At 74.3% G+C, this 18,722-nt stretch carries 17 protein-coding genes; 13 read left to right on the top strand and 4 right to left on the bottom strand.

Annotation, left to right across the window (positions count from 1 at the left end):
• Positions 1–5: 5 nt before the first annotated feature.
• Entirely contained in the window at positions 6–602 is a 597-nt protein-coding gene (locus F593_RS0103665; RefSeq protein WP_022927409.1) for a helix-turn-helix domain-containing protein, read from the bottom strand.
• Between the two features lie 192 nt (positions 603–794).
• Here F593_RS0103665 and F593_RS0103660 point away from each other — a divergent pair, with 192 nt between their 5' ends.
• Entirely contained in the window at positions 795–1,892 is a 1,098-nt protein-coding gene (locus F593_RS0103660; RefSeq protein ID WP_022927408.1) for a DUF6929 family protein, read from the top strand.
• A gap of 41 nt (positions 1,893–1,933) precedes the next feature.
• Here the strand turns inward: F593_RS0103660 and F593_RS0103655 are convergent, their stop codons facing one another.
• Genes F593_RS0103655 through F593_RS0103645 form a run of 3 tightly spaced genes read right to left on the bottom strand, consistent with a single transcriptional unit; the run spans position 1,934 to position 5,063 of the window.
• On the bottom strand, positions 1,934–3,607 hold the full coding sequence (locus F593_RS0103655; RefSeq protein WP_022927407.1) for a hypothetical protein: 1,674 nt from the start codon (positions 3,605–3,607) through the stop codon (positions 1,934–1,936).
• Between the two features lie 13 nt (positions 3,608–3,620).
• The gene (locus F593_RS0103650; RefSeq protein WP_022927406.1) at positions 3,621–4,625 is read right to left on the bottom strand and encodes a hypothetical protein; all 1,005 of its coding nucleotides are present in this window, start codon (positions 4,623–4,625) and stop codon (positions 3,621–3,623) included.
• A 3-nt stretch (positions 4,626–4,628) separates the two neighbouring features.
• The gene (locus F593_RS0103645; protein ID WP_022927405.1) at positions 4,629–5,063 is read right to left on the bottom strand and encodes a hypothetical protein; all 435 of its coding nucleotides are present in this window, start codon (positions 5,061–5,063) and stop codon (positions 4,629–4,631) included.
• 200 nt (positions 5,064–5,263) lie between these two features.
• On the opposite strand from F593_RS0103645, the gene F593_RS0103640 reads away from it, so the two are divergent.
• The 12 genes from F593_RS0103640 to F593_RS0103585 all read left to right on the top strand — a co-directional run bounded on the left by F593_RS0103640 (position 5,264) and on the right by F593_RS0103585 (position 18,722).
• Positions 5,264–6,301: an ABC transporter substrate-binding protein gene (locus F593_RS0103640; RefSeq protein ID WP_022927404.1), complete on the top strand. Its 1,038-nt coding sequence runs from the start codon at positions 5,264–5,266 to the stop codon at positions 6,299–6,301.
• Between the two features lie 86 nt (positions 6,302–6,387).
• On the top strand, positions 6,388–7,842 hold the full coding sequence (gene fes, locus F593_RS22220) for an enterochelin esterase (RefSeq protein ID WP_157251533.1): 1,455 nt from the start codon (positions 6,388–6,390) through the stop codon (positions 7,840–7,842).
• Positions 7,839–8,888: a FecCD family ABC transporter permease gene (locus F593_RS0103630; protein ID WP_022927402.1), complete on the top strand. Its 1,050-nt coding sequence runs from the start codon at positions 7,839–7,841 to the stop codon at positions 8,886–8,888. Before fes ends, F593_RS0103630 begins: the two co-directional genes overlap by 4 nt.
• The gene (locus F593_RS0103625; RefSeq protein ID WP_022927401.1) at positions 8,885–9,949 is read left to right on the top strand and encodes a FecCD family ABC transporter permease; all 1,065 of its coding nucleotides are present in this window, start codon (positions 8,885–8,887) and stop codon (positions 9,947–9,949) included. Before F593_RS0103630 ends, F593_RS0103625 begins: the two co-directional genes overlap by 4 nt.
• Before the next feature lie 269 nt (positions 9,950–10,218).
• Positions 10,219–11,286, top strand: a complete 1,068-nt coding sequence (locus F593_RS0103620; protein ID WP_022927400.1) for an ABC transporter substrate-binding protein — start codon at positions 10,219–10,221, stop codon at positions 11,284–11,286.
• A gap of 8 nt (positions 11,287–11,294) precedes the next feature.
• Positions 11,295–12,785: a sugar ABC transporter ATP-binding protein gene (locus F593_RS0103615; protein ID WP_022927399.1), complete on the top strand. Its 1,491-nt coding sequence runs from the start codon at positions 11,295–11,297 to the stop codon at positions 12,783–12,785.
• Positions 12,782–13,789 carry an ABC transporter permease gene (locus F593_RS22215; protein ID WP_022927398.1) on the top strand — a complete coding sequence of 336 codons (1,008 nt, stop codon included), beginning with the start codon at positions 12,782–12,784 and terminating at the stop codon, positions 13,787–13,789. The genes F593_RS0103615 and F593_RS22215 overlap by 4 nt, the downstream gene beginning before the upstream one ends.
• Entirely contained in the window at positions 13,786–14,814 is a 1,029-nt protein-coding gene (locus F593_RS22210; protein ID WP_022927397.1) for an ABC transporter permease, read from the top strand. Before F593_RS22215 ends, F593_RS22210 begins: the two co-directional genes overlap by 4 nt.
• On the top strand, positions 14,811–15,644 hold the full coding sequence (locus tag F593_RS0103600) for a GntR family transcriptional regulator (RefSeq protein ID WP_022927396.1): 834 nt from the start codon (positions 14,811–14,813) through the stop codon (positions 15,642–15,644). Before F593_RS22210 ends, F593_RS0103600 begins: the two co-directional genes overlap by 4 nt.
• A complete protein-coding gene (locus tag F593_RS0103595) occupies positions 15,641–17,110 on the top strand; it encodes a xylulokinase (protein WP_022927395.1) in 1,470 nt (489 codons plus the stop codon). Before F593_RS0103600 ends, F593_RS0103595 begins: the two co-directional genes overlap by 4 nt.
• Complete coding sequence (locus tag F593_RS22205) at positions 17,107–18,084, top strand: phosphotriesterase family protein (protein WP_051160386.1); 978 nt, start codon at positions 17,107–17,109, stop codon at positions 18,082–18,084. The genes F593_RS0103595 and F593_RS22205 overlap by 4 nt, the downstream gene beginning before the upstream one ends.
• On the top strand, positions 18,081–18,722 hold the full coding sequence (locus F593_RS0103585) for a bifunctional 4-hydroxy-2-oxoglutarate aldolase/2-dehydro-3-deoxy-phosphogluconate aldolase (RefSeq protein WP_022927393.1): 642 nt from the start codon (positions 18,081–18,083) through the stop codon (positions 18,720–18,722). The genes F593_RS22205 and F593_RS0103585 overlap by 4 nt, the downstream gene beginning before the upstream one ends.

Genomic DNA, 18,722 nt, shown 5'->3' with positions numbered 1-18,722 from the left:
CCCTCTCAGCCGTGCATGTGGATCTTCTCGCCCTGCGGGCCGAGGATCATCACGACCTCGACGGGGCCGTCCGTGGCGCCGAACCAGTGCGGGGTCCAGGTGCTGAACTCGACGGCCTCGCCCGGGCCGACGAAGAACTCCTCGTCGCCGAGCAGCAGGCGCATCCGGCCGCTGAGCACGTACATCCACTCCTGGCCCTCGTGGACGGGCAGCGGGTCGGGCGGCGTGTTGCGGCCGGCGCTGATGCTGACCTTGTAGGCGTGCGGGCCGTGGGAGGGTCCGCGCTTCGTCAGCGGCCACATCGTCATGCCGTGGATGACGATCGGCTCGCTGCGCACGCGCGGGTCCTGGGCCGGCGCGGCGCCCAGCAGCGCGTCGGAGGTCACGCCGAGGGCGGCCGCCAGCGCCGGGATGTGGTCGAGCGCCAGCCGGCGCTTGCCCGACTCGAGCCGGCTCAGCGTCGACAGGTCGATGCTCGCCCGCTCCGCGACCTGCGCCAGCGTGAGGCCCTGCTCCGTGCGCAACTGCCGCAGCCGCCGGCGGACGCGCGTGTCGAGGGACTCGGTTTCCCCGGCGGTCGCCACCTCGTCCTTTGCGCTCATGGCAAGTGAGATTGCCACGGGCGGGCGGAGAAGGGAAGGGGCCTCCTGCGAACGTCCGCCGCCCCTCGGCCCCCGCCCGCCGGCGTCCACGTGGTCGCCTGCCCGCGAACGCCTGCCGCCGCCGCTTGGCCGCGCGCCCCCGGAGTCGTACCGTCTCGGGCATGCGCTCCCGCCGCCGCCGTCCCGCCCGCCGTGCCTGACCCCGCGCCGCTGCACGTCATCCGGCTCGGCGAGCACCGGGTCGTCAACCCGCAGCCGGGCGAGCCGCCGTTCCTGTCGGCGGCGTCCGGCACGGCGTGGTCGGCCACGCGGCTCTACTCCGTGGGCGACGACCAGGCGACCGTCGCGGAGTTCGACCTCGACCCGGCCAAGGTGCTCGAGGCGCTGCGCCGCAACGAGGACGCCGAGATCCTCGAGCCCGGGTTCGCCGAGCGGATCATCCCCGAGGTGCTGCCGATCGACCCGAAGGAGCGGGCGGCGAAGAAGGCCGACTTCGAGGCGCTCACCGTCGTGCTGCGCCACGACATCCAGGCGCTCGAGCACCCCGCGAAGGCCGAGATCCTGCGGCGGTTCCCGCACGGCCTGCTGCTCATGTCGGGCTCTGGCGGGATGAGCTGGGAGGGGTTCCGGCGCTCGACCTGCGTCGTCTACTCGCTCGACGACCAGGGCCACATCTCGGGCCTGCCGGCGAAGGTCTCCCTCGAGGCGCTGCACGAGGCGCTCGAGCAGGGCGACGACGTCAACGGCGACCTGAACATCGAGGGGATGGCGGTCTACGGCCAGGCGCTCGTCCTCGCCCAGCGGGGCAACTCGATCGACGCCGACGGGCAGCCCGCGAAGAACCTGCTCATCCACCTGGACCTGGGTGAGGTCCTCGAGTCGATCTACACCGACCTCTCCGTCGGCGCGCTCGAGCTGCGCGGCACGCGGGAGTACGACCTGGGCCACCTGCCGGTGGAGCACGAGGGGCAGACCTACGACGTCAAGCTCGACTTCACCGACCTCGACGCCGTCACGGACGACCCGGAGCACCGCCTCGTCTTCACCGCCGCGGGCGAGGGCCCGGATGGCTCGCCCGTGCAGAACGTCATCGCGGGCTCCGCCGTAGGCGTGATCTCGGCCGCCGGCGAGCTGCTGTCCGTCACCCCGCTGGAGGACGCCACGATCAAGCTCGAGGGGGTCGACGCGCGCTACAACCCGAGCCTGGGCTCCATCGACCTGCTGCTCGTCTCGGACGCGGACGACCCGGACGTCCCCGCGCCGCTGTTCGCGTCGCGGATCGCGGGCTGAGGGCCCGGCCGGACCACGAGGGCCCGGCCGGGAGGGGCGGCTCAGCCGCGCAGCCAGACGGTGCGGGTGGTCGCCTTCGCGCCCTTCGCCGTCGGGGCGACGCGCACGACGACGCGCACCTTCGTGACGCGCTTGAGCAGCGCGCGGCCCTGGGCGGTGAGCTTGAGCTTCACCGTCGTGGACTGCTTCGCGGTGCCGGCGCGCACCGTGGTCGTGGCCTTGGCTAGCGTCACGACCTTCTTGCGCTTGCCGACGCGGACCTTCGCCTTCGTCCGCACGGTCACCGCGACCTTGCGGGCGACGCTGCCGCGGGAGATCTTCAGCGCGATGCGGTTCTTCGCGGCCTTCAACGACGTCGAGGCCACGCGCGCGGCGCGCTCGGGCGTCGGGGTCGGACGGGACGGGATGGCGATCACCGTCGGCGTCGGCGGGGCGGCCGGCGGCTGCGGCGTCGGATCGGGGACGAACTCCGTCACCTCGAACGTGCGGCGGTACACGGCCTGCGGGAAGTCGCTGCCCGCGCGGAACCCGACGTAGAGGTCGACGGTGTGGGTGCCCAGAGACGTGCCGGCCGGGATCGGCACGGCGCCGGTCAGCGTGCCGTCGTTGTTCGCGCGGACGTCGAACGGCGTGCCCGTGCCGTCGAGGCGGGCCGTGACCGTCTGCCCGTCACCGGAGTTCCCCGGCGTGTTGCTCAGGTAGAAGAACCGCTTCTGGAGGCCGGTCCCGGTCAGGCTCAGGGAGCGGCCACGCTGGGCCGCGACGGCGACGTCCGCCGTGCGGGGCGAGGCGGTCGCGTCGACGGAATAGGCCGCGGCGACGCTGCGGGACGGGCCCTTCTCGCCGGCGGCATTCTCGAGGCTGCCGCCGAGGAATCGCAGCCAGTGGCTGCCGTCGCCGTGCGGAGACGCCGGGGTGGCGGTGCTGCCCTGTCGCGGGGTCCCCAGCGTGTCGGGAAGGGTCAGCAGGCCGCTGGCCGCCCCGTCGGCGTCGGTCTGGATCGTGGTCCAGACGCCGCCCGGGATGCCCGCGCTGGGCAGGTTCAGGTCGTCGACCTTCACGCCCACGACCTGGTGGGGCCCGAAGCCCTTGATGCGGTACGGGATGAGCGAGCCCGGGACGAGCTCCGCGATGTCGACGAACGGTCCCCGGTCGCCCCAGTTCACGGTCTGGTCGGCGGCCGGCGCGACGGCGACGTCGGCGCTCAGCGTGTTCTGCGCCGGCCCGGCGGGGTGGACGGCGAAGTCGGCGTGGATGCTGCGCGGCGAGCTCGAGATGAGGCGGATGTGGTGCTTCCCGCTCGCCACCTTCGCCTGGTCGTTGGCACTCGTGTCGGCGAGGTTCACGGTGCCCTGCACCGCACCCTCGCCGTCCGCGGTCACCCAGGTGAACCCGTCCGTGGCGTTGGGGACGCCGCCGGGCGGCGTCGGCGGGACGACCGTCGGCTTGACGTCGCCGTCGTCGACCTTCACGACGAGAACCTCGCCGGGTGTGAACCCGCGGCCGGAGAACGCGACCGTGCCGCCGGGCGTCACGAAGGTCGGGTTGACGGTCAGCGTCGCGCCGTTGCGGGTCTCGTTCGGCCCGCCGGGCGGCAGGGCCATCGCGGGAGCGGCGAAGAGGGTGGCGAGGAGCGTGGCCAGGAGGGCGACGGCGGCGGCGCCGAGGCTTCGTGAGCGGCCGGGCGCCCTGGTGGGGGTGGGTGAGCGGGTCATGCGGTCCTCGGAGTCACTTGCGGGGCTTTGCGGCAAGCAGGACGACGGTGGTCGTCGAGGCGGTGCCGCCGGAGGGGGTCAGGGTCACGCGGACGGTCATGCGCGAGCGGGTGCGCAGGAGGCGCTTGCCCGTCGCGGTCAGGCGGACGCGGACGTTCTGCGTCGTCGCGCCGCCCAGGGTGTAGGGGCGCGCGGCGACGAGGGTGCGGACGCTGCGCGCGCCCTTCGGCGTCAGACGCAGGCGCGAGGCGCTGCGGGCGGTGATCGTGCCGCGGCCGACGGCGCCCGTGCGGCGCAGCGCGAGGGTCACGGTCGAGCCACTGACCCGCGCGGTGCGGGAGCGCAGGGTGGCTTGGCCGCTGAGGGAGGGCGCGGCCGTGCCGGGCCCGCTGCCCGCGCCCGCGCCGCCCGCGCCGCTCCCGCCGCCGGGGGTCGGGCTCCCGGCGCCGCCCGGGCCGCCGGCCGGGGGCGCGGGGGCGGTGCCGATGCCCGCGTCCCCGCCGATCACGCTGCCGGCGGTCGGTGCCGCGGCCTTGCCGCCGGTGCCGCAGGTGGCGTCGGAGGTGTAGTCCTTGGCGAGGCTGCGCTCGCTCGCGTCGGGGTGCGACCACGAACCGGAGAGGATGCGCAGCCAGTGCTGGCCGCCCTGGCACAGCCCGGCGGGGATCTTGTCGTCGGCGCTCATGGCCGACGCGTAGGCGGCGCGGTCCGTGGCGACCTCGCCGCAGTAGGTGCCGGTCGCGTCGGGCTGGAACGGGCCGATGCCCTTCGAGCCGTGGTCGTCGAACTTGACCATGAACTGCTGCGGCGCGGTGCCCGATTTGGTGACGAAGCCCCGCACGCAGAACTGGACCTTGCCCTCGCGCAGACCGGCGGGGTTGACGATCTCGATGCTCCCCGCGGGCGTGCCGGGCGTGTCGGCCACGCCACCCGGGGGCACGGCGCCCGCCGAGCACGGCCAGGTGAGGCCGGCGGCGGCGAGGACGAGGACGGCGCCCGTGGCGCGGGGCGGGCGCACGGGCTACCGGACCCGGAAGGTCTTGCTCTTCACGCTCGTCGACGGCTTCGCCGCCAGGAACCGCAGCCAGTAGTTGCCGGCACGGACCTGCTTCGGGATCCGCACCCAGGCGGAGAAGCTCCGGTTCTTGATCGGGACGACGGCGAGGATGTCGCGGTCGTTGAGCTTGATCGTCACGACCTTGCCGGAGAAGCTGCGCGAGCCCTTCGACTTCCAGTTGCGGCCGGTGACCTTGATCCGGCCGCCGCGGCTGACGCTGGAGCGGTCGAGGCTGACGGAGGCGCCGTTGGACTGGCTGTTCGGCCCGCCCGGAGGGACGGCGCCGGACTGCGTGGCGGGGACGAGGAGCAGGGTCGCGCTGGCGGCGGCCGTGCCGGTGGCGAGCAGGACGCGTCCACGGGTGAGCGGACGGAGGGCGGTGCTGGTGCGGGTGCGCATGGCCTGGTTCTCGGGGTCGCGTGCGAGGGCTCCCGGACGCGCCGGAGCGGCGCGGGGGACGGGCGGCGGGCGGTCCGCGAGGGGCTGCCCGGGGCGCCGCGGGCCGCCACGATAGCAGCTGTTAGGGTAGCCTGATTAGGCGGGCCTTACCCATGGGTTCCGCCGTACACCCGCGCCCCGAAACCGTCCCCCGGAGACCCGTGACGCACCTCCTCACCGCCCCCGGGCGGAGCACGCCGACCCGCCTTCTGGCCTCGCTCCTCGCCCTCGTCGCCTGCGTCGTCCTGGCCGCCTGCGGCTCGTCGGACTCCGCCGGGAAGGACGACGGCACAGGCACGCGGACCTACACCGACGCGCGCGGTCAGCGGCTCGAGCTGCCGGCCCGGCCGCAGCGCGTCGTGGCCCTGAGCGAGCCGACGCTGGACGCGGCGCTCGCCCTCGGCGTGCGGCCGATCGGCGCCACCGCCGGCCGCGGGCAGGGCACGATCTCCGCCTACCTCCAGCGGCGCGCGGGCAAGCTGGCGAGCGTCGGCATCCTCGGCCAGCCGAACATCGAGCGGATCGCGGCGCTGCGGCCCGACGTCATCCTGATCGACGGCACGGCCACCCCCGACGACTCCATCGTCGACAAGCTGAAGGCGTTCGCGCCGACGGTGTTCGTGTCGAAGAACGGCGGGGACTGGAAGACCGCCTTCGCCGCCACCGCCGACATCCTCGGCCGCAAGGACGAGGGCGCGAAGCTGTTGAAGGACTACGACGCGCGCGTCGCCGACATCCGCTCGCGGCTGGGCGAGAACGCGCGGGCGGAGGTCTCCATCGTGCGGTGGGGCGGCATCGGCCTGCCGGCCGTCCTGAAGTCCGAGCTCGCCGCGCCGCGCGTCCTGGCGGACCTGGGCCTGCAGCGCCCGGCGTTCCAGCGCGGCCGCGGCCCGGGCCACACCGTCCCCGTCAGCCTGGAGCGGATCGACGCGCTCGACGGCGACTGGATCTTCTTCGGCGCCCTCGGCGCGGGCGGGGCCGGCGGCGGCGTCTCCGAGACGCCGGCCGACGTGGAGAGCGCCAAGGAGGCGATCGGCTACGCGAAGGACACGCCGGGGTTCACCGACCTGAAGGCGTACAAGGCGGGCCACGTCGTGCCCGTCGACGGCTCCGCGTGGACCAGCGCCGGCGGCTACCTGGCCGAGCAGGTGGTCCTGGACGACGTCGAGCGCGCGCTGACGGGCGCCGCCACGCGGTGACCGCCGCCCGCCCGACCGCGGTGGCCCCGGTCCCCGCGGCCCCGGCGTTCCGTCCCCCGCGGTGGACGAAGGACCCGCCACCACCCGTGGCGCCGTCGCCCGCCGTGGCGGCGCTGCAGGCGGCGCTCGACGCGGCGACCGGCGCCGCGGCTCCCAACGCCGCGGCCCCCGGCGGGCCAGCGCAGGTCCTCGCCGCCTTCTGGGCCCGGATCGACCGCGACGGCACGCCGCTCGTCGAAGAGGTTCTCGGCGCCCCGGGCGAGCGGATCGTCACCTTCCTCTGGCGCGACCGCCACGGGACGGGCCCCGGCACCCGGGGCGTGCTGCTCCTGGCCAACAAGCTCACCGACCCGACGGTGCCCGAGCACAGCGCCCTGGAGCGGCTGGAGGGGACCGACGTGTGGCACCGCGCGTTCCGGCTGGCGTCCTCGTGGCGCGGCACCTACGCGCTGGCCCCGGACGACGGCGACGCGCCCGTGGAGGACGCGGCGCTGGGCCCCGCCTCGCGCTGGCGTGGCGTCGCCACGCGCGCGCAGCCCGACCCGCGCAACCCGCGGTCGTTCCCGGGCGTGCGCGGCGGCTGCGACCTCTCCGTCCTCGAGCTGCCCGACGCCCCGCCGCAGACCCACGTGAAGCGCGGCCCCGGGGTCCCCGTCGGCACGGTCACCGCGCACGAGGTCCCGGGCCTCGACGACGTGCGCCGCGCATGGGTCCACGTCCCCGCGGGCACGACGGGTCGGCCGCACCGCCTGCTGGTGCTGCTCGACGGCGACGAGTGGATCGGCCGCCGCGACGCCCCCGCGATCCTCGACGCGCTGCACCACGACGGGCTCGTCCCGCCGCTCGTGACGCTGATGCTCGACGGGCGTGCGACCGCCGACCGCTGGGGCGACATGACGGCCGGCGCGCCGTACCTCGACTTGCTGACCCGCACGCTCCCCGACTGGGCCCGCGCGCACGTGCCGGCGCTCCGCGACGAGGCGCCGGGCGGGATCCTCGTCGCCGGCTCGAGCCTCGGCGGCCTCGCGGCCCTGCGGGCCGCGCTGCACGCCCCGGACCGCGTCGCCGGCGTCCTGGCCCAGTCCGCCTCCCTGTGGTTCCCGGACCAGGCGGCGGCCGACGCCCCCTCCCCGACGGTCCGCGCGTTCGCGGCGGCGCCCGGCGCCGGGGCATCCGCCGCGCCCTCGCCCGTCGGAGCGGCGCCCGCAGCGCCTTCGCCGACCGGCGCGGCGTCCGCCCGCGTGCGGTTCCACGTCGAGGTCGGCCGGGACGAGTGGGTGCTGCTGCCCGCCCATCGCGCGCTGCGCGACGTCCTGGTCGCACGGGGCGACGACCACGTCTACGTCGAGTACGAGGGCGGCCACGACGCGCTCTGCTGGCGCGGCGGGCTGGCCGACGGGCTGCGGTCGCTCACCCGCGACGGCCTCGGCGGCGGGCGCGCGCCGTCGGGCGAGGCAGCACGCCCCGCGCCGGCCGCCGCCACCGACGACGGCCGGAGCCGCGCGACGCGCGGCGACCGGGCCGGCGGAGGCGCCGCGTGAGCACCGCGTCCGTCCCGGCGAACGCCGCGCCGTCGCGGTCGGCCGCGCGCGGCAGCAGCCTGCGCTGGCTCGGCCTGCTCGCCGCCGCCGGGCTCCTGCTGGTGGCCGTCGTCGCGAGCATCGCGGTCGGCGCGCGGACCATCCCGCCGGGCGACGTCTGGGACGCCCTCTGGCACGCCGAGGGTCGCCCGACGGACCGGATCGTCCGCGAGCTCCGCGTGCCGCGGACCCTGCTCGGGCTGCTCGTCGGCGCCGCGCTCGGCGTGGCGGGCGCGCTCATGCAGTCCCTCACCCGCAACCCGCTCGCCGACCCGGGCCTGCTCGGGGTCAACGCGGGGGCCGCCGCGGCCGTGGTCATCGCGATGGCGACCCTCGGCGTCACGCAGCCCGCGGAGTACGTGTGGTTCGCGTTCCTCGGCGCCGGCGCGATCTCGCTGCTCGTCTACGGGCTCGGCGCGGGCGGCGGCTCGGGAGCGTCGCCCGTGCGGCTCGCGCTGGCGGGCGTGGCCGTCACGGCCGCCCTGACCGCGTTCATCGCCGCGATGGTGCTGCTCAAGCCGCAGGTCTTCGAGCAGTTCCGGTACTGGGAGGTCGGCGCGCTCAGCGGCCGGGAGATCGGGATCGTGGGCCAGATGGGCGCGTTCATCGTGCCCGCGCTCGTCCTGGCGCTCCTGCTGGCCCGCTCGCTCAACGTGCTCGCGCTGGGAGACGACACCGGGCGGGCGCTCGGCGCGCGACCGGGCCGGATCCGCGCGCTCTCGCTGCTGGCCATCACGGCGCTCAGCGGCGCGGCGACCGCGGCGGCGGGCCCGATCGCGTTCGTCGGGCTGACCGTGCCGCACGCCGCCCGCGCGATCACCGGCCCGGACCAGCGCTGGATCCTGCCCTACTGCGCCCTGCTCGGGCCGGCGCTCGTGCTCACCGCCGACGTCATCGGCCGGCTCATCGACCCGCCCGCCGAGGTCCAGGTCGCGGTCGTCACGGCGTTCATCGGCGCCCCCTTCTTCATCGCCCTCGTCAGCCGCCGTCGGATCGCCCAGCTGTGAGCGCGCCGGCCGTCAGCTCGGGCACCGGGCGCGTCGTCCGCCTGCGCGGCGGCGCCGTCTCGCTGCGCCTGCACCTGCGCTCCCTCGTCGTCGGCGCGGGGCTGCTCGTCCTCTGCGCGATCGTCTCCGTGCTCGCCGTCGGCACCGGTGACTATCCGCTCAGCCCCGCCGAGGTGCTGCGGACGATCGCCGGGAGCGGGCCGCCGGGCGCGGACATCATCATCGAGGAGCTGCGGCTGCCGCGGGTGCTCGACGCGCTGCTCGTCGGTGCAGCGCTCGGCGTCGCCGGCGCGGTCTTCCAGAGCCTCACGCGCAACCCGCTGGGGAGCCCCGACGTCATCGGGTTCACGCAGGGCGCGGCCGTCGGCGCGGTGCTGCAGATCGCCGTCTTCGGTGGTAGCATGGTCGCCATCGCCGGCGGGGCGATCGTCGGCGGGTTCGTGGTGGCGGCGGCGGTGATGGCGCTCGCCAAGCGGGCCGGGGGCACCCAGGGCTACCGCATCGTCCTGATCGGCATCGGCTTCAGCACGCTGCTGGCGTCGACGACGGCGTTCCTGCTCACGAAGGTCACGCTCGAGACCTCGCAGAGCGCACGCCTGTGGCTCGTCGGCAGCCTGAACGGCCGCGGCTGGGAGCACGTGGGCCCCGTCGCGGTGGCGCTCGTGGTGCTCGTGCCGCTGGCGTTGATGGCGGGCCGCGACCTGCGGATGCTCGAGATGGGCGACGACACCGCCGCCGCCCTTGGGGTGCACACGGAGCGCTCCCGGATGCTGCTCGTGATCGTGGCCGTCGCGCTCGCCGCGGTCGCCACCGCGTCGACGGGCCCGGTCGCGTTCGTCGCCCTGGCGGCCCCGCAGCTCGCCCGGCGCCTGACCCACGCCACGGGCCCGGGCCTGCTGCCCGCCGCGATCATGGGCGGCCTGCTGCTGGCCGCGAGCGACCTGGCCGCCCAGCGCGTCTGGCCGGCCACGCCGTTGCCGGTCGGCGTGATGACGGGTGCGGTCGGTGGCGTCTACCTGATGTGGCTCCTGTTCACGGAGTGGCACCGGCGGGGGCGGTAGGGCGGCGCGGTCAGCAACGACGAGTCCGGGCCGGGTGGGGGCGCGCGGGTGGCGAGCCGGGACGACGCGCTGTTGTGTTCGCCGTCACGCCCAGGATGTGCCGGCCGTCACGCCCCAGAAGTGCCCTGCCGCACACGCCGTTTGGCCCGTTGTCCCAATCGTCCCGTCCTCCGCCTGGACAGTCGACAGGTTGACTAGTCGACTGACCCTGTGGCAGGATGCCGCAAGCCGGCGCGAATACGGGGCCGGAAACCCGAACGAGAAGAACGATGACTTCCACCTTCCACCGGACCTTCCGGCGCCTCCTCTTGGCGCTGACCGCCCTCGCCGCGGTAGCGGTCGTGGCCGGCTGCGGCGGCTCCTCCGTGTCCAGCTCGAAGAGCGACGCGGCCCCCGAGGGCAAGAGCGGGCCCTTCACCATCGGCTACGACGTGTACTGGCTCGGCAACAGCTGGTCCGTCCAGCTCTACCAGGAGTTCAAGGCCTCGGCCGAGCGCAACAAGGGCGACATCTCCAAGGTCGTCTACACGCAGTCCGACAACCAGGTCCAGAAGCAGATCTCGAACGTGCAGTCGATGATCTCGCGCAAGGTCGACGCGATCATCATGACCCCGATCTCGCCGTCGGCGACGGTCCCGGTCATCAAGCAGGCGAAGGCCGCCGGCATCCCGGTCATCCTGCTCTCGGCCGAGGCCGACACGGACGAGTACACGTCGCTCGTCACCGTCGACCAGAAGAAGTTCGGCGCCGCGGGCGCCCAGTGGCTCGCCGACAAGCTCGGCGGCAAGGGCAACATCTACGCGCTGAACGGCATCGCCGGCGTGTCCACGGACTCCCTGCGCTTCGACGGCGCCAAGGAGGTCTTCAAGAAGTACCCGGGCATCAAGATCGTCGCCGACGCCCACGCCTCGTGGGACGAGGCGCAGGCCAAGCGCGCCGTCTCGAACATGCTCTCCTCGCACCCCGAGGTCGACGGTGTCTGGTCGCAGGGCGGCGCCATGACCCTCGGCGCGATCCAGGCCTTCCAGGCGGCCCGCAAGGACCTCGTCCCGATGGTCGGCGAGAACAACAACGGCCTGATGAAGGAGTGGGTCGAGCTCAAGGACCAGGGCTTCGACTCCGTCGGCGTCACGAACCCGACGTGGCTCGCGGACGACGCGCTCAAGACGACGATCAAGGCGCTGAAGGGCGAGCCGTTCGAGAAGGACAACGTCCTCACGCCGCCGACGATCACGAACGACGACCTGCAGGAGTTCGTGCGCACGGACCTGCCCGACTCCTTCTGGGTCAACACGCGGCTGTCCGACGCCCAGGTCGACGCGCTGTTCTCGAAGTAGGCACCACGATGTTCCGCTGCACCGACGTCTCGAAGCGGTTCGGCGCCACCCAGGCCGTCGCGGGGGTCTCGCTCGAGGTCCCCGCCGGCCAGGTCCTCGCCCTCATGGGCGAGAACGGCGCCGGCAAGTCGACGTTCATGGCGATGATCGCCGGCGAGGTCGTGCCCGACGAGGGCGAGCTCGCCGTCGACGGCCACGTCCTCCGCGGCACCCCGGCCGACAGCCGGGGCGCCGGCGTGGCGATCGTCCACCAGGAGCTCAGCCTCTTCCCGAACCTCACGGTCGGCGAGAACATCACCCTCGGCCGCACCCCGCGCAACCGGATCGGGCTGACCGACCACCGGGCGTCGAAGGTGCAGGCCCGGGCCGCGCTGGACCGCGTCGGGTTCGACATCGACCCCGACCGGCCCGTAGCCGACCTCGGCGCCGCCGAGCGCCAGCTCGTCGAGGTGGCCAAGGCCATCGCGACGACCCCCAAGCTGCTCATCCTCGACGAGCCCACCTCGTCGCTGGAGCAGGGCGAGGTGCAGCTGCTGCACCGCGCCGTCCAGCGCCTGACGGACGAGGGCACGGCCGTCGTCTTCGTCTCGCACCGCCTGGACGAGGTCTTCCAGTTCTCCGACCTCATCGCCGTGATGCGGACGGGCGCGCTCGTCGCCGCCGGCCCGAAGGCCGAGTGGGACGAGGACCGCCTGATCCAGACGATGGTGGGCCGCGAGATCCAGCAGCTCTACCCGCCGCGTGGTGCGGAGGCCCCGCGGGGCGGGATCGCCGCACTCGAGCTCGACGGGATCACCGGCGGCGGCGTGCACGACATCACGCTGCGCGTCGAGGCCGGCCGCATCGTCGGCGTCTCGGGGCTCGAGGGCCACGGGCAGCACACCGTCGCCGAGCTGGCGACGGGCGTGCGCAGCCCCGACGCCGGCACGATCCGCGTGGCCGGCCAGGACACCCGCCTGCGCGATCCGCGCGGCGCGCTGAAGGCGGGCATCGCCTACGTGCCGCCGAACCGCCGCGAGGCCGGGCTGTTCCTCCCGCTGTCGATCCGCGACAACCTCGCCACGGCCGCCCAGCGCCGCCTGCACCCGCGCGGCGTCGTCAGCCCCGGCCGGGAGTCGCGCGCGATCGACCCCGTGATCGAGCGGCTGCACCTGCGCTACAGCTCGACCTTCCAGCGCGTGGCCGACCTCTCCGGCGGCAACCAGCAGAAGGTCCTGTTCGGCCGTTGGCTCCTGGCCGGCGACCTGCGCGTGCTCGTGCTCGACGACCCGACGCGCGGCGTCGACGTCGGCGCGCGGGCCGAGATCTACCGGCTCCTGCGCGAGCTCACCGACGACGGAATGGGAGTGCTCCTCGTGTCGACCGACATGCTCGAGCTGCTCGGCCTGGCCGACGAGATCCACGTCATGTACGAGGGCCGCATCACCGGCACCGTCGACGGCGCGGACGCGACGGAGGAGTCGATCATGGCTCTGGCGTCCGGGCGGGCGGCCGCATGAGCGCCGTCCTCGGCGCCACCACGCGCGCCAACCTCAAGCCGACGATCCCGATCTGGATCGTCACGATCCTCGCCGTGGTCGTCGCGTTCGCGGTCTCGACCCCGTTCCGCACCGGCACGAACGCCAGCTCGCTCCTGCTCGGCATGGCGCCGCTGCTGCTCGTGGCCGCCGGCCAGGGCATCGTCATCCTGACGGGCGGGATCGACCTCTCCGTCGGCTCCGTGGTCAGCCTCGCCACCGTCATCACGGCGTCCTCGCTGGGCGACGGCTCCGGCACGCTGAACGTCGCCCTCGTCGTCGTCGCGGGCGTCGTGATCGGCACCGCCAACGGCGTGGGGGTCGCGGCCGGGATCAACCCGCTCGTGATGACCCTGGCCACGATGGGCATCGTCAAGGGCGGCGCGCTCCTGATCATGGACTCGCCCGGGGGGACCGTCCCCGCGAGCCTGCTCGAGGGCCTGACGTGGTCGTTCGGCTCCGTGCCCCTGACCTTCCTGATCTCGCTCGGCGTGGTCGTCGTGGCCTGGCTGCTGACGAGCGAGACGCGCTTCGGTCACACGCTCTACGCCGTCGGCCACAGCGGCATCGGCGCCCGCCGCGCCGCGCTGCGCACGAACCGGACGCTGATCGTGGCCTACGCGCTCAGCGGCCTGCTGGCCTCGCTCGGCGGCCTCGTGCTCGTCGGCCGCGTGTTCTCCGGCGACCCGCTGATCGGCGACGCGTTCTCGCTCGACTCGATCACCGCGGTGCTGCTCGGCGGCATCGCCGTCGTCGGCGGACGCGGCGCGCTCCTGGGGATCATCCCCGGCGTCCTGCTGCTGGCGCTCGTCGACAACCTGCTCAACCTCGCGGGCGTCTTCTCGTACTACCAGTACATCACCAAGGGGATGATCCTCATCGTCGCGCTGGCGCTCTACAACGCGGCCGGCGGCGAGCTGAAGATCGGCGGGGTGCGGCTGTTGCCCGGCCGAGGGTCGAAGCCCGACGCGGGGGCGCCCGCATGAGCGCCCCGACCGTGACGCCGCCGGCGGAGAACCCGGAGGCGACCACGCCCGCGGCGCCGACGCGCCTGCAGGCCCTGGGCCGCCACCGCTCGCTCGGCGTCTCCTACGGCCTCGCGCTGCTGTTCGTCATCGCGCTCGGCCTGACGACGAAGAACGGGTTCTCGCCCGAGCGGATCCTGAACATCGTCGGGCAGGACGCGCAGCTCGGCATGGCCGTCATCGGCCAGGCCGTCGTGATGCTCTCGGGCGGGCTCGACCTCTCCATCGGTCCGGTCATGAACCTGGCCAGCATCGTCTCCGCGGTGATCATGGACGGGTCGAACGGGAACATCCCGCTCGCCGTCGCCGTCACGATCGCGGCCGGCGGCGCGGTGGGCGTCGTCAACGGCCTGCTCGTCGCGAAGCTGCGGATCGCCCCGCTGCTGGCCACGCTCGCCGTCGGCACGATCCTGCAGGGCATCTACTACGTGTGGACGGAGGGCCAGCCGAAGGGCAACGTCGCCCCGGGCTTCCGCGCCATCGCCGACGACCGCATCCTCGGGTTCCTCCCGGTGTCGATCGTGGTCTGGGTCGCGCTCTGGAGCCTCGTGGCGTTCGTCCTCTACCGGACGACCTGGGGCAAGGGCCTCTACGCGACCGGCGCGAACCCGCGCGCCGCGTGGCTCTCCGGCATCGCGACCTCGCGCAAGGTGATCGGCGCCTACGTCATCGCCGGCATGTGCGCCGCGATCGCGGGCATGCAGCTCACCGCCTACTCGGGCGCGGCGTCGGTCAACGCGGCCGACTCCTACACGCTGACCACGGTCGCGGCCGCGGTGATCGGCGGCGTCGCCTTTGCCGGCGGCATCGGCGGCCTGGCGGGTCCCTTCGCGGGCGTGCTGGTGCTCGTGTTCCTCGACACGATCCTCGAGACGCTCGGCGTGCCCTCGGCCACGCAGTACATCGCCCAGGGCCTGATCCTGATCATCATGATGCTCGTCAGCCGCCGGCTCAACCGGGGCGCACGAGGGAGGGACGACGCATGACCCAGATCGAGTCCACGCTCCCGGCATCCAGCCTGCGGCCCATCGACACCCAGAGCGGCGTGCCGATCTACCGGCAGATCGTCGAGCAGCTCACGACGCTGCTCGCGCCGCTCGCGACGGGAACCCGCCTGCCGTCGGAGTCCGAGATCGCGCGCTCCGTCGGCGTCAGCCGCGGCACTGCCGTGCAGGCGCTCCGCGAGCTCGAGCACCAGGAGCTCGTCGTCCGCGTGCAGGGCCGCGGCACGTTCAAGGCCAGCCCGAAGCCCGGCAGCTTCACCCGCAACCTCCAGGCCGGTCGGCTGCCGAGCTTCACCGAGGACCTGCGCGAGGCCGGGCACGAGACCCGCGAGGTCGTGCGGCGCTGCGACCGCGTGCCCGCCACGGACGAGATCGCCGCGACGCTCGGCCTGGAGCCCGGCGCCGAGGTCTGGGCGCTCGAGCGCACCATCCTGGCCGACGAGCGACCCGTCGTCGACGTGCGCTCCTGGCTCCCGACCGCGCTCTACGCGGAGCTCGACGCCGACGCGATCGCCGGCTCGTCCCTCTACAGCCAGCTGTCGAAGCACTACGGCGCCGACGGCCGGCCGAGCTGGGCGGACGAGGAGTACACCGCGAGCACCACGGACGATGACCTCGCGACGGCGCTCGGCGTGCCGACGGGCTCGGGCGTCCTCGTCGTGCGCCGCACCGCGTACCTGGCCAACGGCCGGGCCGCGGAGTTCGTGGAGTCGTTCGTCCGCGCCGACGCGTACCGGGTCAAGATCACGGTGCTGCCCGCCACCGAGGGCTCTCAGCACCCGGTGCCGTCGCTGGCGGACGTCCGCCCGTGAGCGCGCCGCTGCTGCTCGGCATCGACATCGGGACCTCGTCGGTCAAGGCGCTCGTCCTCGACACGCACGGGCGCGTGCTCGAGTGCGTCCGCGCCGACCACGCGCTGCACCCCGCCGCGGGCGTCGTCGAGGCGCACGCCGACGGGTGGTGGGACGCGACCGTCGAGGCGATCGGCCGGCTCTCCGTCGACCCCTCCGCGATCGTCGGCGTCGGGCTGTCCGGGAACATGAGCTCCGTCGTGCTGCTCGACGACGAGGGACGCGCACTGCGCCCCGCGCCGCTCCTGGCCGACCCGCGCGGCGCGGCCCAGATCGCCGCGCTCGACCCCGCGCTGCGCGCCGAGATCGAGGCCTCCGGCGGCAACGCGCTCACGACCGCGATGTCGGCCGCGAGCCTGCTGTGGCTGCGCGACGCCGAGCCCGCGCTGCTGCAGGCGGCCACCGCGTGGGTGTCGGCGAAGGACCTCGTGCGCCTGCGCCTGACCGGCGCGCTGGTCACGGAGCCCACGGACGCGGCCAACGCCTGCTTCGTCGACGTCCGCACCCGCACCTGGCGGTTCGACCTGATCGAGCGCGCGGGGCTGCCGGCCCACGTGTTCCCGCCCCTGATCGACGCGGCCGACGTCGCCGGCCGGGTGACCTCCGACGCCGCCGCGCTCACCGGGCTGCCCGTCGGGACCCCGGTCGCCGCGGGCGGCGGCGACATGGCCACCGCGGCGATCGGCGCGGCCGCGACCGCCCCGGGCGCCGTGGCGCTGTCCCTCGGCACGTCCGTCACCGTCCTCGCCGCGCTCGGCGACGCCGCGCCCGACCCGGCGTGGCGCGGCAAGCTCACCTACCACCCGCTCCCGGGCGAGCTCGGCGGCTATGCGCTGGCCTCGCTGCTCACGGGCGGCCTGGCGCTGAACTGGCTGCGTACGCTCGCGGGCGGCACGATCGACTTCCCCACCGACGTCGTCCCCGACCCGGACGACCCGCTCGTCTTCGTCCCGCAGCTCTCGGGCACCGGCACGCCCGACTTCGTCTCCGAGATGCGCGGCGCCCTGCTCGGCATCACGCCGCACACCGGCCCGCCGCAGATCGCGGTCGCGCTGTTCGAGGCAATCGCGTTCGAGATCGCCGAGGTCCTGCGCCTCATCGGCCAGGACGGAGAGGCGCCGATCCGCGCCACGGGCGGCGGCACGAACGTCGCGGTCTGGGTGCAGATCCTGGCCGACGTGCTCGAACGGCCCGTCGAGGTCCTCGAGCAGCCCGACGTCTCCGCGATCGGTGCGGCCCTGTTGGCCGCGCAGGCGATCGGGGCCGACGTCGACCCCACCACCGTCGCGCGGAGGCAGCGCCGCTGCCTCCCGCGCCCCCAGCACCGGTCCGCATGGCGCGAGCGCGCCGCCCGCTACGCCGCGGCGCGCGCGCTCGCCCTCGGCCACCACCGAAGCCGCCCGCCGGCAGGAGGTCCCCCAGCATGATCCGCACCGTCACCGGTGACATCGCCCCCGAGGACCTCGGGATCACGCTCTCCCACGAGCACCTCATCTCGACGCCTCCGGAGTGGATGGCGACGAAGGACCCCGACCTCGTGATCCTCGACGTCGACCAGGCCGTCGTCGACGTGCAGCGGTTCCAGGCCGCCGGCGGTCAGGCCATGTTCGAGGCCACCGCCTGGGACTACGGCCGCGACCCGCGCAAGATGCAGGAGATCTGCGAGCGCACCGGCGTGACGCTGATCGCGTGCGGCGGGTTCAACAAGGGCCTGTGGTTCCACGAGCGCACCGAGGGCTGGAGCGTCGAGCAGTACGAGGAGGTCATGCTGCGCGAGGTCACGGAGGGCATCGACGGCACCGACGTGCGCGCCGGCGTCATCAAGTTCGGCACGGGCTACAACTCGATCTCCGTCGCCGAGGAGCGCGTCATCCGCGCCGCCTGCCGCGCCCACCTGCAGACCGGCGCGCCGCTGCACTCCCACACCGAGGCGGGCACGATGGCGCTCGAGCAGCTCGAGATCGTGCGGGAGGAGGGCGTCGACCCGCGCGTGCTGACGATCGCGCACCTCACGCGCAACATCGACCCGTGGCTCTACCGCAAGGTCGCGGAGTCCGGCGCGTACGTGCTGATCGACCAGCTGTCGAAGGTGAAGTACGGCCCCGAGAGCGGCCGCATCGACATGCTGATCGACCTGATCGACCTGGGGCACCTGGACCAGCTGCTCGTCGGCGGCGACCTCGCCCGCAAGAGCGACATGTACGGCTACACCCGCGGCCCCGGCGTCGGCTGGATCCTCTCGGACTGGCTTCCCCGCCTGCGCGAGCGGTTGGCCGAGCGCGGCCGCGACGCGCGCGAGATCGCGGAGATCGAGCACAAGGTCATGGTCGAGAACCCCGCCCGCCACTTCACCATCGGGGAGCCCGCGCGGCTCGCCACGACCGAGGGGAGCGCCCGATGAGCGTCCTTGCCGACCTGCGCGACGCCGGCGTCATCGCGACGCTGCGCGCGCCCTCCGTCGAAGCGGCGCTCGGCGCGGTGGAGGCCCTGATCGCCGGCGGCATCCGCGCCGTCGAGGTCACCTACACGACGCCGAACGTCCCCGAGGTGCTGCGCGCGCTGAAGGAACGCCACGGCGACGAGGTGCTGCTCGGCGCGGGCACGCTCCTCGACGTGCACCAGGCCGCCGAGGCCGCCGACGCGGGCGCGGAGTACCTCGTCTCGCCGGGGCTGGACGACGAGCTCGTCGCCGCGATGCAGGCCACGGGCAAGGTCACGATGGCGGGCGCGATGACGCCGACCGAGGTCATGCGCGCGCGCCGGCTGGGTGTCGACGTGGTCAAGCTCTTCCCGGGCTCGCTCGGCGGTCCCGCGCACCTCAAGGCCCTGCGCGCTCCGCTGCCCGACCTGGCCTACATGCCCACGGGCGGGGTCTCGGCCGACAACCTGCACGAGTGGTTCGCCGCCGGGGCGATCGCCGTCGGCGCGGGGGGCGAGCTGTGCCCGGGCGCGTCGCTCGCCGAGGGGCGCTACGACGACATCCGCGAGCGCGCCCAGCGGTTCGCGGCCGCGCTGGACGCCTGCCGCGCGGCGGCCTGA

This window comes from Patulibacter americanus DSM 16676, from assembly GCF_000420025.1.
In the GTDB taxonomy this organism is placed as follows: Bacteria; Actinomycetota; Thermoleophilia; order Solirubrobacterales; family Solirubrobacteraceae; genus Patulibacter; species Patulibacter americanus.
The sequence above is the reverse complement of the archived record's forward strand: the minus strand, read 5'-3'. Positions and strand labels throughout refer to the sequence as shown.